This window comes from Serratia sp. AKBS12 (assembly GCF_024793895.1).
GTDB lineage: Bacteria > Pseudomonadota > Gammaproteobacteria > Enterobacterales > Enterobacteriaceae > Serratia_F.
This window is the reverse complement of sequence record NZ_JANUSB010000015.1, coordinates 330,012-345,510: the sequence shown is the minus strand read 5'-3', so window position 1 is coordinate 345,510 and position 15,499 is coordinate 330,012. Positions and strand designations below refer to the sequence as shown.

General features: G+C 57.9%; 16 protein-coding genes. 4 read left to right on the top strand and 12 right to left on the bottom strand.

What is annotated here, in order from left to right; all coding sequences use genetic code 11:
- Positions 1 to 15: 15 nt before the first annotated feature.
- The 9 genes from cvpA to NYE85_RS11495 all read right to left on the bottom strand — a co-directional run bounded on the left by cvpA (position 16) and on the right by NYE85_RS11495 (position 8,629).
- Positions 16 to 516, bottom strand: a complete 501-nt coding sequence (gene cvpA, locus NYE85_RS11535; RefSeq protein WP_259004888.1) for a colicin V production protein — start codon at positions 514 to 516, stop codon at positions 16 to 18.
- A 199-nt stretch (positions 517 to 715) separates the two neighbouring features.
- Positions 716 to 1,426: a cell division protein DedD gene (gene dedD / locus NYE85_RS11530; RefSeq protein ID WP_259004886.1), complete on the bottom strand. Its 711-nt coding sequence runs from the start codon at positions 1,424 to 1,426 to the stop codon at positions 716 to 718.
- A complete protein-coding gene (gene folC, locus NYE85_RS11525; protein ID WP_259004885.1) occupies positions 1,427 to 2,692 on the bottom strand; it encodes a bifunctional tetrahydrofolate synthase/dihydrofolate synthase in 1,266 nt (421 codons plus the stop codon).
- Between the two features lie 151 nt (positions 2,693 to 2,843).
- On the bottom strand, positions 2,844 to 3,752 hold the full coding sequence (gene accD, locus NYE85_RS11520) for an acetyl-CoA carboxylase, carboxyltransferase subunit beta (RefSeq protein WP_259004883.1): 909 nt from the start codon (positions 3,750 to 3,752) through the stop codon (positions 2,844 to 2,846).
- 233 nt (positions 3,753 to 3,985) lie between these two features.
- The gene (locus NYE85_RS11515; protein ID WP_259004882.1) at positions 3,986 to 4,648 is read right to left on the bottom strand and encodes a DedA family protein; all 663 of its coding nucleotides are present in this window, start codon (positions 4,646 to 4,648) and stop codon (positions 3,986 to 3,988) included.
- 68 nt (positions 4,649 to 4,716) lie between these two features.
- Positions 4,717 to 5,529, bottom strand: coding sequence for a tRNA pseudouridine(38-40) synthase TruA (gene truA / locus NYE85_RS11510; RefSeq protein WP_259004880.1), 813 nt, complete (start codon positions 5,527 to 5,529; stop codon positions 4,717 to 4,719).
- Positions 5,529 to 6,539 carry an aspartate-semialdehyde dehydrogenase gene (locus NYE85_RS11505; RefSeq protein WP_259004878.1) on the bottom strand — a complete coding sequence of 337 codons (1,011 nt, stop codon included), beginning with the start codon at positions 6,537 to 6,539 and terminating at the stop codon, positions 5,529 to 5,531. Before NYE85_RS11505 ends, truA begins: the two co-directional genes overlap by 1 nt.
- A gap of 105 nt (positions 6,540 to 6,644) precedes the next feature.
- Positions 6,645 to 7,766 carry a 4-phosphoerythronate dehydrogenase PdxB gene (pdxB, locus tag NYE85_RS11500; RefSeq protein WP_259004876.1) on the bottom strand — a complete coding sequence of 374 codons (1,122 nt, stop codon included), beginning with the start codon at positions 7,764 to 7,766 and terminating at the stop codon, positions 6,645 to 6,647.
- An 89-nt stretch (positions 7,767 to 7,855) separates the two neighbouring features.
- Positions 7,856 to 8,629: a helix-turn-helix domain-containing protein gene (locus NYE85_RS11495; RefSeq protein ID WP_259004874.1), complete on the bottom strand. Its 774-nt coding sequence runs from the start codon at positions 8,627 to 8,629 to the stop codon at positions 7,856 to 7,858.
- A gap of 109 nt (positions 8,630 to 8,738) precedes the next feature.
- On the opposite strand from NYE85_RS11495, the gene NYE85_RS11490 reads away from it, so the two are divergent.
- Positions 8,739 to 9,653, top strand: a complete 915-nt coding sequence (locus NYE85_RS11490; protein WP_259004872.1) for a DMT family transporter — start codon at positions 8,739 to 8,741, stop codon at positions 9,651 to 9,653.
- 9 nt (positions 9,654 to 9,662) lie between these two features.
- Here the strand turns inward: NYE85_RS11490 and NYE85_RS11485 are convergent, their stop codons facing one another.
- From NYE85_RS11485 to NYE85_RS11475, 3 genes are all read right to left on the bottom strand, one after another.
- Positions 9,663 to 11,084 carry a sensor histidine kinase gene (locus NYE85_RS11485; RefSeq protein WP_259004871.1) on the bottom strand — a complete coding sequence of 474 codons (1,422 nt, stop codon included), beginning with the start codon at positions 11,082 to 11,084 and terminating at the stop codon, positions 9,663 to 9,665.
- Positions 11,071 to 11,745 carry a transcriptional regulator TctD gene (tctD, locus tag NYE85_RS11480; RefSeq protein ID WP_259004870.1) on the bottom strand — a complete coding sequence of 225 codons (675 nt, stop codon included), beginning with the start codon at positions 11,743 to 11,745 and terminating at the stop codon, positions 11,071 to 11,073. Before tctD ends, NYE85_RS11485 begins: the two co-directional genes overlap by 14 nt.
- 159 nt (positions 11,746 to 11,904) lie before the next feature.
- Positions 11,905 to 12,174: a hypothetical protein gene (locus NYE85_RS11475; RefSeq protein ID WP_259004869.1), complete on the bottom strand. Its 270-nt coding sequence runs from the start codon at positions 12,172 to 12,174 to the stop codon at positions 11,905 to 11,907.
- A gap of 359 nt (positions 12,175 to 12,533) precedes the next feature.
- On the opposite strand from NYE85_RS11475, the gene NYE85_RS11470 reads away from it, so the two are divergent.
- Genes NYE85_RS11470 through NYE85_RS11460 form a run of 3 tightly spaced genes read left to right on the top strand, consistent with a single transcriptional unit; the run spans position 12,534 to position 15,495 of the window.
- Positions 12,534 to 13,514 (top strand): tripartite tricarboxylate transporter substrate binding protein, encoded by a 981-nt coding sequence (locus NYE85_RS11470; RefSeq protein WP_259004867.1) that lies wholly within the window; start codon positions 12,534 to 12,536, stop codon positions 13,512 to 13,514.
- 17 nt (positions 13,515 to 13,531) lie between these two features.
- Positions 13,532 to 13,963 (top strand): tripartite tricarboxylate transporter TctB family protein, encoded by a 432-nt coding sequence (locus NYE85_RS11465; protein ID WP_259004866.1) that lies wholly within the window; start codon positions 13,532 to 13,534, stop codon positions 13,961 to 13,963.
- A gap of 11 nt (positions 13,964 to 13,974) precedes the next feature.
- Positions 13,975 to 15,495: a tripartite tricarboxylate transporter permease gene (locus tag NYE85_RS11460; RefSeq protein ID WP_259004865.1), complete on the top strand. Its 1,521-nt coding sequence runs from the start codon at positions 13,975 to 13,977 to the stop codon at positions 15,493 to 15,495.
- The last annotated feature ends 4 nt before the right edge of the window (positions 15,496 to 15,499 follow it).

The window sequence follows — 15,499 nt, the reverse complement described above, 5'->3', positions numbered from 1 at the left end:
TTTTCCTCATCAGCGCTACCGCCCCGGTAAATGGGTCGGTAAGAAACTCGACGTGCTCTGCAGGTAGTCAAAGAACCACCTGATGATATAACTGAACTGGGGGATCAGCTGTGACCGTTGCCAGTCCTCACTCTGCGAAAAGCCGGTAAAGGTGTCGAGGAAAAACAGTATCGCGGCGACGATCAACACGCCACGTAATGCCCCGAAACAGATACCCAGCACCCGGTCGGTACCCGATAGGCCGGTTTTTTCGACCAGCGAGCCGATCACATAGTTAACAATAGCCCCAACGATCAGCGTCGCGATAAACAAAATGGCAATCGCGATACCGTTTCGCACCAGTTCATCGTCAAAACGTGTGAAATAGACTGCAAGGTAAGAGTAGAAATGGCTGGCGACAAAGAACGCGCATCCCCATGTCACAAGTGACAATGCTTCGCGAACAAACCCTCGGATCAGGCTCACCAGAGCCGAAAATCCAATCACCGCTATAATGACGTAATCAATCCAGACCATGACCATTCCAATAACGAACCGCCCCGCATCCAATTCGCGGCGAATTCTAACAGAAAAAGAAAACGTTTGCGTAGGGGATTTCCCTACCACGTTACAAATAAAAAGCGGCGATAAAAAAATCTTAATCGCCGCGCCTACATAGCCGCTGAACCACCGCTTGCCCCGCCAACACTCTCGCTGCCGGGACGAGCGGATCGGCTCAACGCACGCTGTACGGCTTCACCTGCCCGTTCAGACCGCTAAGCGAGTTGAGTGAAGACAACGATGATTGCAGTTTTTGCTTCGAGGCATCCGGCCCGACATAAATACGGGTGATCTGCCCCTGTACCGGCGTGGACGGTACGGTGAACGCCCGATAACCCGACAGACGCAGCGTCGCGACAATCTCGTTGACCTTGGCGGCGTTCTTCAGCGCCCCCAACTGCACCACATAGGCCTGACCGGCTGGCGTTTTTTCTTCCACCGGTTTGGTTTCCTGCTTCGGTACCGGCTGCGGCTTCACCTCGGGTTTTGGCTGCGGTTTCGGTTTCACCTCGACCGGCCGGGTTTCCACCGGTTTCGGTTTTGGCTGCGGCACCGGGGTGTTTTCAATCGGCGGCGGCGTGATCGCGGTATTCTGCTGTTGCTGCTGGGCAGACTGACGAGCCGCCTGCTGCGTTGCCGCTTCGTTGGCCGCCTGTTGTTCAACCAAAGCGCCGGCCCCTTCCGGTGGCTGGGCCGGTAACGGCTGGCTTACCGGCGGCAGAACGTCGTTTTCCTGCGCATCGCCCGGTTTCGGCACCAGCGGGATCGCGGCGAATTCATCTTCGTAATGCTTTTTTTTACCATCCAGCAGACCTGGCAGGATAATTACTCCCAGTGCCACCAGAATCACGGTTCCAACCAGTCGGTTCTGAAATTTGCTTGCCACTCACACTCCCCGCATCTCGTCTAACGCCGCCATCACCTGCGCAACGGTGTGGAACGATCCACAGACGATCACAATATCCTGAATATCTGCATCCTGCATAGCCTGACGCCAGGCAGTTTCGACATCGGCAAAGCAGCGTGGTTCCGCCAGATGTTGTGCCAACTGTTCAACGCTGGCGCCACGCGGGCCATCCAGCGCTGCGCAGTACCATTCATCAACCTGGTCGCGCAGACAGGCCAGCGTGCCGGCGATATCCTTGTCCGACAGCATGCCCACCACCGCCCGTACCTTGCCGCCATTGCGTGGCAAGGCCGCCAGCCGGCCGGCGAGATAGCCGGCGGCATGCGGATTGTGCGCCACGTCGAGTATCAGCAGCGGTTGCTGCTGCACCACCTGGAAGCGCCCCGGTAGCGTCGCCTGTTGCAAACCGGTAAATATCGCCCGCTCGTCGATTTCCAGCGCCGAGTAATGCAGCGCCGCCAGCGCCGTTGCGGCATTCGGCAACGGCACGTTTGGTGTCGGTAAATCGGTCAGCAGCGTGCTACCACTTTGCCACTGCCAGCGATCGCCCTGTTCGTTGAAGCTCCAGTCATCACCCCGGCGGTGCAACTGCGCGCCCAGCGTTTCGGCCACCTGGCGGATCGAGGCCGGCATATCCGGCTCGCCAACCACCGCAGGTTTGCCAGCGCGGAAAATACCGGCCTTCTCACGGCCAATGCTTTCGCGGTCGTCGCCCAGCCAGTCGGTGTGATCCAGCGCGATGCTGGTGATCACCGCCACGTCCGGGTTGACAATGTTGGTAGCATCCAGACGCCCGCCGAGGCCGACCTCCAGAATCACCACGTCGAGTTTGGCCTGGCGAAACAGATGCAACGCCGACAGCGTACCGAATTCAAAATAGGTCAGCGACGTTTCGCCGCGGCCTGCTTCGATAGCGGCAAAGGCCCGGCTGTGTTCCGCTTCAGTTAGCTCTTCTCCCTGCACGCGCACGCGCTCGGTGTAACGCACCAGATGCGGCGAACTGTAGACGCCGACGCGCAAGCCGGCCGCCAGTAAAATGGCTTCCAGCGTACGGCAGGTGGTGCCTTTGCCGTTGGTACCGGCAACGGTGAATACCGTGGGGGCGGGAGTCAGTAACTCAAGGTGCGCGGCAACGCGCTGTACGCGTTCCAGACCGAGTTCAATCGCCTGACTGTGCAGACGTTCCAGATAGTAAAGCCACGAGCTCAGGGGCGAGGTGGCTTGAGGAATTTGGTGGTTTTGCATGAGTCCCGTCACTGAACTTGGGTTCATTAATCCATCAGGGCACCACCCTCACCGCGGTAAAGGCAATGCGCTACGCTCCAACTATCGCTTAGCCACAAAACGACGGTTGAGCGCCGCTACGGATGATATCCGCAGCGGCGCGGCCAACGGCTTAGGCGTCTGGCTGATTTTCCGGCGCGATGGTCTGCGCGTCGTCGTCAAGGGCCGGCTGCGGCTGATTGGTCAGCTTGGACAGAATACTGGCCAGCCGCTGGCGCATTTCCGGGCGGCGAACGATCATGTCAATCGCGCCTTTTTCGATCAGGAACTCACTGCGCTGGAAGCCCGGCGGCAGTTTTTCGCGCACCGTCTGTTCGATAACGCGTGGGCCGGCAAAGCCGATCAGCGCTTTTGGCTCGGCAACGTTGATATCGCCCAGCATCGCCAGACTGGCGGAAACCCCACCCATGGTCGGGTCGGTCAGTACCGAAATATACGGCAGACCACGCTCTTGCATCTTGGCCAGCGCCGCGCTGGTTTTCGCCATTTGCATCAGCGACATCAGCGCTTCTTGCATACGCGCGCCACCGCTGGCGGAGAAACAGACCAGCGGGCAGTTGTCTTCCAGCGCCTGCTCGACCGCACGAACGAAACGCGCACCGACCACCGAAGACATCGAACCGCCGATAAAGGCGAATTCGAAAGCTGCGGCGACCACCGGCATGCCGTACAGCGTACCTTTCATCACTACCAGCGCGTCTTTTTCGCCAGTGGCTTTCTGGGCTGCCACCAGACGATCTTTATACTTCTTGGAATCCTTGAACTTCAGAACGTCTTTTGGTTCCAGTTCGCTGCCCAGCTCCACTTCACTGCCTTCATCCAGCAGAGTATGCAGACGCATACGCGCAGACATGCGCATGTGGTGGTCGCACTTCGGACAGACTTCCAGATTACGTTCCAGCTCGGCGCGGTAGAGAACCTGACCGCAGCTGTCACATTTGGTCCAAACGCCTTCGGGAATGCTCGCCTTACGGGTTTGGGTGATATTGCTCTTGTTAAGAATTCGTTCAATCCAGCTCATCGATGACCTTTCTGTTTGAACCTGGCAGACGCCAGTCCGCAGTTCATGCTTTAACAATCCCCCCGCAGCAACACCCAATGAAAAAGTGCCCGAGCCAAGCGCGGCATGCGCGCGACCGAGGCACTGGCTTCAGGGTTGTTCGCAGGAACAGACCATAAATGTCGCTCATTAAACCATATCGGCTCGGCGCTGTGGATAAAAAACTGGTCGAACCGATAGGTTAAGCGATGTTTTTACTGTTTTTGCTGGCGGGCCGCCGCCCGCTTATGCCGCCAGATTTCAATGATGCCCGGCAAAATTGACACAATGATAATAGCAACAATCAGCAATTTCAGGTTTTCCTGTACCACCGGCACGTTGCCAAACAGATAACCCGCGTAGGTGAACAGCAACACCCAGAGCAGCGCGCCGATCACGTTATAAGCGGCAAAATGGCGATAGGACATGTGCCCCATACCGGCCACGAACGGCGCAAAGGTTCGAACGATCGGCACAAAGCGCGCCAGAATAATGGTTTTCCCACCGTGTTTTTCATAGAACTGATGGGTTTTGTCCAGATAGCTGCGACGGAAAATCTTCGAGTTCGGATTACTGAACAAACGCTCGCCAAATAGCCGGCCGATGGTGTAGTTGACCGCATCCCCGATAATCGCCGCCACCACCATCAGCGCCACCATGGTATGCACGTTCAGATCGTTGGTCGGCAGCGACGCCAGCGCACCGGCGACGAACAGCAGAGAATCGCCTGGCAGGAACGGGGTGACCACCAAACCGGTTTCACAAAACAGAATCAGGAACAGAATAGCGTAAATCCACATACCGTATTGCGCCACCAGCTCCGCCAGGTGCACATCGATATGCAGAATGAAATCAATAATAAACTTGATGATGTCCATAAGTTCTCTCTTGGTGCCGGGTGTCTCACCCACCCGGCAGATTAATCAGGGAGTACGGTAAATAACGCTCAATCATCGGCCAAAAACAGCGGCCCCATCGGTGCGCGTGGCAAGCCGAAATGCTCGGGATAATCCACGCTAACCAGATACAGGCCGTCCGCCTTTGCCGTTGCCGCCGCCAGGTTACGATCCTTTAGCGCCAGCAGTTCAGCCATCCAGTTTTCATCCTGATTGCCGCAGCCGATTTCCATCAGGCTGCCGACAATGTTGCGAACCATATGATGCACAAAGGCATTCGCCTTAATATCTACCACGATATATTGTCCGTGGCGCGTGACCTTAACGTGTTTTACATTCCGCCACGGCGTGCGCGACTGACACTGTACCGCCCGGAACGATGTGAAATCGTTTTCGCCCAGCAGTGCCTGTGCCGCGCGCTGCATGCGATCGGCATCCAGCGGATGGTAGAAATGCGTCACGCCCTGCTGCAACACCGCCGGACGGTACCGATGATTGAAAATAAGGTAGCGATAGCGGCGAGCCGTGGCGCTGAAACGCGCGTGGAAATCCTCGCGCACTTCACTCACCCAACGTACCGCAATGTCCGGAGGCAGATGGGTATTTACCCCCATGGTCCAGGCGGCGTCCTTGCGCCTGGCGGTGGTTTCAAAGTGCACCACCTGGCCGGTAGCGTGTACCCCGGCGTCGGTCCGGCCAGCGCAAAACACCCCGATCGGTGCATCGGCCACCTTGCTCAACGCCTGCTCCAGGCAGCCCTGCACGCTGGCCACTTCCTGTTGACGCTGCCAGCCGTAATAACGGCTGCCGTCATACTCAATCCCCAGTGCGATTTTCAATACCGGTACTGCAACCTCGGTCATCAGTGAAATTGCTCCTGCACCAGACGCTCTGCGGTTTCAATTGCCATCAGCGCGCCGCCGAAGCGCACGTTGTCTGCTACCGACCAGAACTGCAACACTTCCGGAATGCCGTAGTCGTTGCGCAGACAGCCAATGCTCAGCGCATCGCTGCCGGAAGCGTCGGTAACCTGGGTCGGGTAGTCGTCTTCTTCGCTCAGCTGAATGTTGTCGACCTGTTCCAGTTCGGCACGCGCCTCCTCGGCGGCCATCGGACGCAGCGCTTCCAGATGCACTACCTGCGCATGACCGTAAAACACCGGCGACTGCACGCAGCTGACGGAGATCGGCAGGCCTTCGTCCTGCAGCACCTTGCGTACCTGATCGACGATCAGACGCTCTTCGCGCACGCTACCCTGCTCGTCTGCCACCAGCGGCAGCAGGTTGAAGGCCAACTGCTTGGCGAATACGCCAGCCTCGGCCGGAATGCCGTTCAGCAAACGGGCACTTTGACCGGCCAGGTCGTCTACTGCCGCCTTACCCTGTGAAGAAACCGACATCAACGTGATGACATGCAGACGCGACAATCCGGCCTGTTCGGTCAACGGTCCGATCGCGGTCAGCAACTGGCTGACCATGCTGTCGGCCACGGCGACGATGTTGCGATTGCGGTAATCCGCCAATACCTGCGGGTTGACGCCGGGCACCACCAGCGGCACATCCGGTTCCAGCGCAAACAGGCCGCTGGTGTCGATCACCAGACAGCCCATATCACCGGCCTCAACGGCGTAACGAGCGGACGCTTCACTACCGGCGACGAAGAACGCCAGCTGTGCCTGCGACCAGTCGAACTGTTCCGCGTTTTCCACCATCAGCGATTTGCCATTGAAACGCACCGTCTCGCCGGCGCCGCGCTCGCTGGCCAAAGGATAGAGTTCGCCCACCGGGAACTGGCGTTCCTGCAAAAGTTCCAGCAACGCTTCACCTACCGCGCCAGTAGCGCCGAGCAGAGCGATATTCCAGCCGTCAGACATTGGGTTTCTCCAAAATGTTTCATGTAAAAGCAGACGGGCAGTGTCCCCACCGCCCGATAATTCCGGGCCTGGTAAACCGGCCCGTGGAACGATAACGCTCGCGGCTTATCGCACGCTGAAGCCCAACTGGTGCAACAGCTCCGCGTTGGCGCTGTCGTCGCACAGGACGCGCAGCGACGACCACTCACGACGTTCCTGATAATGCTTGCGCAGGCGATCGAATTCGCCCGCCTGCCCCGCCACCTTGCGCAGAGGCGCATCATCACGGCGCACATCATACACCAAGTGCATCAATCGTTTTAACTTGCCTTCGTCCAGCGCTCCGTTAAGTCGGATTTCGCTGAACTCCGGCACCGGCAGCAGCGAGGACAGTTCGATGTGTTGCGGATTGCCCAGATGCCGGCTGTAGGCCTCGAACACCTGGGTGGTGCCGCGCGCCTTGCCTTCCAGAGTGTAACCGGCGATGTGCGCGGTACCGATGTCCACTCGCGCCAGCAGTGGTAGCGACAGATCCGGTTCCGGTTCCCATACGTCCAGCACGGTAGTGAGTTTTTTTCCCTGTTGCAGCGCCTGCAGCAACGCGGCGTTGTCCACCACTTCACCGCGACAGGCGTTAATCAGGATGCGGTTATCCGGCAGCGCCGCCAACAGCTGCGCATCCGCCATATGCAACGAGGCGTAAGGACCGGTTTTATTCAACGGCGTATGGAAGGTCAGTACGTCAGCTTCCGCCACCAGTTTTTCCAGCGGCCAAAACTCACCGGCATCGCCGCGATCGGCGCGTGGCGGATCGCACAGCAGGGTGCGCACCCCCAGCGCTTTCAAGCGCGCATCCAGACGCGAGCCAACGTTGCCAACGCCAATAATCCCCACGGTTTTATCCCGTAGATGGAAGCCGTCACGCTCCGCCAGCAGCATCAAGGCAGCAAACACGTATTCCACTACCGCAATGGCGTTACAACCCGGTGCGGCAGAAAAACCGATGCCGGCCTGCTGCAACCAGCGTTCGTCAACGTGATCGGTGCCAGCGGTCGCAGTGCCGACAAAACCGACGCGGGTGCCGGCCAGCAACGCTTCATTCACTTTGGTTACCGATCGCACCATCAGCGCATCGGCGTCCGCCAGCGCAGCCTGCGGGATAGGACGCCCCGGCGCCGCCTGTACCTCTCCCAAACGGCTGAACAGGTCAACCGCATAGGGCATATTTTCATCAACCAGTATTTTCACAGCTTTCTCCGACAGCATACGGCGATTTGACTGCGCACAGTTTGCCACCGAATCCGCCAGAAACCCAACGTTGTTAGCCAGCCACAGCGCTAGGCGCGGCGAAAACGTTCAGGCGTGGTGCCGGCGATCTGCTGGAACATTACAATAAAGGCCGACGCCGAACTGTAGCCCACTTCCAGCGCCACTTCTTGCACCGTATGTCCCTTTTCCAGCAGCGAAATGGCATGCAGGAAGCGCAGGCGCTGTCGCCATTCGCTGAACGACATCCCCAGTTGCTGCTGACAACGCCGTGACAGCGTACGTTCGGTGGTGTAGACCCGGCTCGCCCAGACCGCCAGCGACGTGTTGTCCGATGGGCAGCGCTCCAGCGCCTGCAACACCGGGCCGAGAAATTTGTCCTGTGAGGTCGGCAGATAGGTTTGCTGGACCGGCGCCTGATGCAGTTGATCGATCAGCACCCGGCACAGCCGCAATTCGGTTTTATTCTGCGGGACCAGCATTTTGCGCGTCAGGCATTGGTCAACGATAGCGTTGAACACCGGCGACACATTGAGCAGGCACGCCTGCTGCGGCAGGTTATTGCACAAATGGCGAGCGATATTGATGGTGCGAAACAGCGCCGGCTTGCGATTATAGCTGGAATGCTCCATGCCCGGCGGCAACCAGACGGCAAACTCCGGCGGGGCCAGAAATCGCTGGCCGGCGATCATCAGCGCAACCACCCCGCTCTTGACGCAAATGACCTGACCCCATGCATGGCTGTGCGGCAAATATTCGGTATCTGCATTGGTTTCTTCACTGCGGAAGAACAGCGTACGCGGTGCGTCCACGCCGCTGGTCGGATAGTTACGCGTCTCGGCCATCGCTAAGGTTGTCTTGATTTCGCTAAAGGGTGTCGGTTTTTCACTATATATAATAAACCAGACACGGGTAGACTAGCCAGTAATCGGTTTGTTATTGAGAATGATTATCATGAACGTATTATTTCCCCTGCTGGCGGTACTTATCTGGTCGATTAACGCCGTAGTCAGCAAAGTATCGGCTAGCGCAATCGATCCGGCCGCCATATCCTTTTACCGTTGGCTGCTGGCATTGGTGACGCTGACGCCGTTTGTGCTGCCGGGCGTGATCCGCAACTGGAAAACGGTGCGCACCCACTGGTGGAAGCTGCTGATCCTCGGTCTATTGGGCATGGTGCTGTATCAAAGCCTGGCGTATTACGCCGCACACAGCGTCAGCGCGCTATTTATGGGCATCCTCAACTCGCTGATCCCGTTGCTGACGGTATTGATCAGCATCTGGCTGCTGCGCGTGGCACCCACGGTCGGTATTGCCATCGGTAGCGTGCTGTCGCTGGGCGGATTGGTATGGCTGGTCAGCAGTGGCCAACCGGGGCAATTACTGCAACATGGCATCGGCAAAGGTGAATTGATGATGTTCGCCGCCTCGGCGTCCTACGCACTGTATGGCGTGCTGACCAAGCGCTGGGCAATCGCCATACCGAACTGGCAAGCACTGTACGTGCAGATTCTGTTCGGCGTGCTGTTGCTGCTGCCGAACTTCCTGCTGGCGCAGGACGTGGCGCTGAATGGCCACAATATTCCGCTGGTGCTGTTTGCCGGCATTCCGGCTTCAATCATCGCACCGTATCTGTGGATCCAGGGCGTAATGCGTCTTGGCGCGAATACCGCGTCGATCTTTATGAATCTGGCTCCGGTATTTACCGCAATTATCGCCGTGCTGTTCCTGCATGAGCAATTGCACAGTTACCACCTGATTGGCGGCGGCATCACCCTATTGGGTGTGATCCTCTCACAGCGCCTGCGCACGCCGCTGGGCCGCAAGGCATCGACAACCGCGCCGAACGCCGACGTCAAGGATTCATAACCACCTACCCTAGCAGGGCAACGGCGTAAAACGCACCCGCACCAGCAAACCACCGAGCTCGTCCGACGACAACAGCTGCGGGCGGGTGCCGTGATAGGTCAAAATATCCTTTACCAACGCCAGCCCCAATCCGGCCCCTGGTTGACTGCCGACGTTGTCGAGCCGGTGGAACGGTTGCAGCGCCTGTAATGCATCTTCCTGCGCAATGCCTGGTCCGCTGTCTTCAATTTCCAGCAGGCAGTCGCCTGACGCCTGCTGACACAATACCCGCGCGGTGACTACGCCGTTACGCGGCGTGTATTTCAGCGCGTTATCCAGCAAATTGGCGCACATTTCGGTCAGTAACAGCGCTTCACCGTTAATCCAGCAGGCCGCCTGTCCCTCATAGCCCAGATCAATCTGCTTGCTACGCGCCTGCGGTAAACGCGAAAAACAGGCATCGCGCAGCAGTTGCGCCAGGTCCACCGGCTGCAACCTGCGCTCAACGGTATGCTCATGCGCTTTCAACCGCGACAGGTACAACAGGCGATCGGTGAGCGCCACGGTATTGTCCAGGGTGGTGCTCATCGCCAGCAGGCTTTCGCGCCACTGTTCCGGCCGGTCACTGGCAAGTGCAACGCCAACCTGAGTTTTCAGCACCGCCAGCGGCGTACGTAACTGGTGCGACGCATCGGCGCTAAACCGCTCCTGTCGCGCCACCATCACCCGTAGCCGTTCAATGTAGCGGTTAAACGCCAACAGCAACGGCTGCATTTCCGACCAGGGCAGCACCATCGGTACCGGCGTCAATTCGCCCGGGTCGCGTCGCATCATCAGGCTTGACAGCTTGCGCAGCGGTTTGAGCAGTTTCTTCAACAACACGAAGGCCAATAGCAGCGTCAACACCACCACCGTACCCTGGCTGGCCAACGCAGCCAGCATCATCTGTCGCGCCAGATACTTGCGGGACTCCAGCGTTTCCGCCACCAGGATCATCGCCATCCCCATCACGCCGGATTCGTTAATCGGCTGATACAGCGCCGCAACGCGAATTGGCCGACCAAAATAGCTGGCGTCATAAAAGTGCACCAATGCCGGATAAAGGCTGGAACGTGGGATATTCTTCGGCGGCAACGGCAGATCGTCATAGCCGGAAATACTGACACCCTCGGGTGAAATCACTTCGTAATACAGCTGGTCGTTCATGTTGCGCTCAAAACTGTCGAGCACCACATACGGCACATCCACTTCCAGCCGGCCACCGCGCACGATCAGCCGTTCGGCCACGGTACGCGCCGACGCCAGCAGCGTACGGTCATAGGCCAGCGTCGCAGCGCTCATCGCGCTAAAATAGTGGGTATAAATCGAGATGCCGCCCAGCACGACCAGCGGCAGACCAAAGAACAGTAACAGTTGATTGAACAGCGAACGCGGCGGGTTAAACCATTTCATTGCACAGCTCCAGGCTATAGCCCAGGCCGCGCAGCGTCACAATCGCCACATTACTGCCATGCAGTTTTTTACGCACCCGGTGGATATACAGCTCAATGCTTTCCGGATTCGCCTCGTCCGACAGGGTAAATACCTGCTCAAACAGCTGCTGTTTCGCCACTGGCCGCCCACGCCGATGGATCAGGGTGGTCAGCACTGCCAGCTCGCGCGGTGTCAACGCCAGCGGTTTGTCATCCAGCAGGAAATAGCCTTCATCGTGGTAGGTCAATGCACCGAACTGCAACGCCTGTTGGGTCACGCCTACGCTGCGGCGCAGCAACGCGCGGATGCGCGCCTCAAGTTCATCCAGTTCGAACGGCTTGGTGAGGTAGTCGTCTGCGCCGAGATTCAATCCCCTGACGCGATCGGCGACGTCGGTTCTGGCGGTCAACAACAATACCGGCATATTTTGTCCGCGCTTGCGCAAGCGGGCCAGCAGATCCAGCCCGTTCAAACGCGGCAGCGCCACGTCCAGCACCACCAGTACATAGTTTTCATTCAGCAGCATATGATCGGCCGCCACGCCATCCGCAGCAACGTCGACGGCAAATCCAGCGCCGGTCAGCGCCTTTTGTAGCCAGTGTGACAGTTCGGGGTGGTCTTCAACCAGTAACAAACGCATTTTGCCCATTCCATTGATGATTCGATCAACCCGGCGTCATTGCAACACCGTTAACAAGTTTATAACGAAGAATGGCATGGAAGAGAAACGGAGAGAAGAGCGTCACCGCCGTCATTTTGAGAGCTGGCACACAATTACGGCGCATGGCAACGTAGCGTTTTACCTTAACGCGATCTCACTGTCCGCCAGGGCAATGGCAAACACTGGGCGCAGTTTAGCCGGGGTGAGCGGCGGAGAAACCAGTACGTTGCGGTTGTTGGCGGCAAACACCAGATCTACCCCGGTGATACAGACGGTCATATGGCAGACATGGCTAACGCCGCTATCAGAGGAAAAGTGCAGTTCAAACACGCCGATGCTTGGCCGCAAACGTTTGATTTTACATTGCCCCGCGTCACCGACTATCTCGGCATAAGCTTGTGGCAACATCTTGATCGCCTTGATTCTGGTGCAGTCTTTACTGGCAAATAACTTACTCAAAGAAAACATGTCTGTGTACCTGGAATAATATTTTTTTGCCATTTTATCCCAGGGGAAATGCGGCAAAAATGACATTACGCATGTTATTTGCAGAGTTTGCCGGCGGTTGTCGCGGGGCATTCTATGCTAGCGCCGATAAACCCACGCTGGATTTGCCGCCAATTTGTCCAATCAGGGAGACGCGTATCACACCCTGCAAACTTTCCCACGCGCTGAAAGGTAAATGAAAGGTTGTTGTTTTAACAATTCAGCAACCTCGCACCAGCGGGGAGTTTCACCGTCTGAAGACAAATACCTAGGGGAAGGCAATGAAAAAAATAATTACCCATACTCTGACCGCAACCGCGCTGCTGCTGGCAGCCAATCAGGCATTTGCCATCGAAGCACCCAAGCGAACCGAATGTATCGCCCCGGCCAAGCCCGGCGGCGGTTTCGATCTGACCTGCAAACTGATCCAGGTTTCGCTGCAGGAAACCAAAGCCATCGACAAACCGATGCGCGTAACCTACATGCCCGGTGGCGTCGGCGCGGTAGCCTATAACGCCATTGTCGCGCAACGTCCGGCCGAGTTCGGTACCGTCGTGGCATTTTCCGGTGGTTCACTGCTCAACCTGTCTCAGGGCAAGTTCGGCCGTTACAGCGTCGACGACGTGAAGTGGCTGGCGGCGGTCGGCACCGATTACGGCATGATCGCCGTGCGCGCAGATTCACCGTATAAGTCGTTGAAAGATCTAATGGAGGCCTTCAAGAAGGATCCCAATAGCGTGGTATTCGGCGCCGGTGCCTCGATTGGTAGCCAGGACTGGATGAAAACGGCACTGTTGGCGCGTGAGGTCGGTGTCGATCCGCACAAGATGCGCTACGTCGCGTTTGAAGGCGGCGGCGAGCCGGTCACGGCGCTGCTGGGTAACCACATTCAGGCGGTTTCCGGCGACTTGAGCGAAATGGTGCCCTATCTGCAAGGCGATAAAATTCGCGTGCTGGCGGTATACGCCGACCAGCGTCTGCCGGGTCAGTTGGCCAGCGTGCCGACCGCCAAAGAGCAGGGCTACAACCTGGTATGGCCAATCATCCGTGGTTTCTACGTTGGGCCGAAGGTCAGCGACGAAGAGTATCAATGGTGGCAAGACACCTTCACCAAGATGATGCAAACCGAGGAGTTCAAAAAGCAGCGGGATATGCGCGGCCTGTTTGAATTCAACCTGACCGGCAAAGAGCTGGATAGCTACGTGAAAAATCAGGTCAATCAATACCGTGAACAGGCGAAAGCCTTCGGTCTGGCCAAGTAATCTCGGGGGCATATACCATGAGCGATCGTATCTTTGCCGGACTGTGGCTGCTGCTGTGTATCGGCGGTCTGATGGTCGGCTGGGGCATTCAGAGCGAATACAGCTATGAACCGTTGGGGCCTCGCCCCTTCCCACTGGCCATTCTCGGCCTGATGGCGCTGTGTGCCGCGCTGCTGCTGCTGCGCCGTCCGCAAGTGGTCGAATGGCCGCATCATAAAATCCTGCAGCGGCTTATCGTCCTGACGATCGCGCTGGTGTTGTATGCCTGGGGTTTTGAATGGCTGGGCTTTCCGCTGGCCACCGCCCTGCTGACCTTCAGCGTTGCCCTGCTGTTCCAGGCAAGCGTGCCGGCGGCAGCCATTTCCGGTGTGGTGATGGGCGTAGCGCTGTATTACGCCTTTGACCGCTTGCTTGATGTCACACTGCCGCTCGGCGTCTGGCTGAGTTAACGGGGGCGATAATGGAAACCTGGATGTATTTATCTCAAGGGTTCGAGGTAGCGCTGATACCGCAGAACCTGGTGATCGCCCTGATCGGCTGTTTTGTCGGCACCATTGTCGGCCTGTTGCCGGGATTGGGGCCGATTAACGGCGTGGCGATCCTGCTGCCGTTGGCCTTCGCGCTGAAGCTGCCGGCAGAATCGGCACTGATTTTGCTGGCGACGGTGTATATCGGCTGTGAATACGGCGGACGCATCTCCTCAATATTACTGAACGTGCCGGGTGATGCCGCAGCGATCATGACCGCGCTGGACGGCTACCCAATGGCGCAGCAAGGGCGTGCTGGCGTGGCGCTGTCGATTTCGGCGGTCAGTTCGTTCGTCGGCTCAATAATCGCCATCGGCGGCATTATTCTGTTTGCCCCGCTGCTGGCTCGCTGGTCACTGGCATTTGGCCCGGCGGAATACTTCGCGCTGATGGTGTTCGCCATTGCCTGTCTGGGCAGCATGATGAGCCAGAATCCGCTGAAGTCGCTGCTGGCGGCGCTGATCGGCCTTGGGTTGGCGACGGTAGGCGTGGATGCCAACACCGGCGTTTACCGCTTTACCTTTGACAGCGTGCACCTCTCCGATGGCATTCAGTTTATCGTGGTGGTGATCGGCCTGTTCTCGGTCAGTGAAATCCTGCTGATGCTGGAAAGTACCGGCACCGGCCAGAAACTGGTACGCAAGACCGGTCGTCTGCTGTTTAATCGAAAGGAAGCTGCGCAGTGCGTCGGCCCGACCCTGCGTTCATCGGTAGTCGGCTTCTTTGTCGGCATTTTGCCGGGTGCCGGGGCTACCATCGCCAGCGCCCTGACCTACATGACCGAGAAGAAAATCAGTGGCAACAGCGATACCTTCGGCAAGGGTGATATTCGCGGCGTTGCGGCGCCAGAAGCGGCCAACAACGCTTCGGCATGCGGATCGTTCATTCCAATGCTGACGCTGGGAGTACCCGGTTCCGGCACCACAGCGGTGATGATGGGCGCACTGACGTTGTACAACATCACGCCGGGCCCGGCGATGTTCACCGAGCAACCGGATATCGTCTGGGGACTGATTGCCGCGCTGCTGATCGCCAACGTGATGCTGTTAATCATGAATATTCCGTTGATTGGCCTGTTCACCCGCATGCTGACCATCCCGCTGTGGTTCCTGGTGCCGGCCATTGCGGCGGTATCGGCGGTTGGCGTCTACGCGGTACACAGCACCACCTTTGACCTGCTGTTGATGGTCGGGCTGGGGGTATTTGGTTACATATTGCGGAAAATGCACTTCCCGATGTCACCGCTGATCCTCGGCTTCGTACTGGGGGAGATGCTGGAGCAGAATCTGCGCCGCGCGCTGTCGATCAGCAACGGCGAGTTCGGTATTCTGTGGAGCAGTTCTATCGCGCAATGCCTGCTGATACTGGCGGTAGCGGTGCTGGTGCTGCCACCAATCCTGCGTAAGCTGCGCAAGCGCCGCAACCACACGGTTGAGGCGGCCAAGGCCGAATAAACGT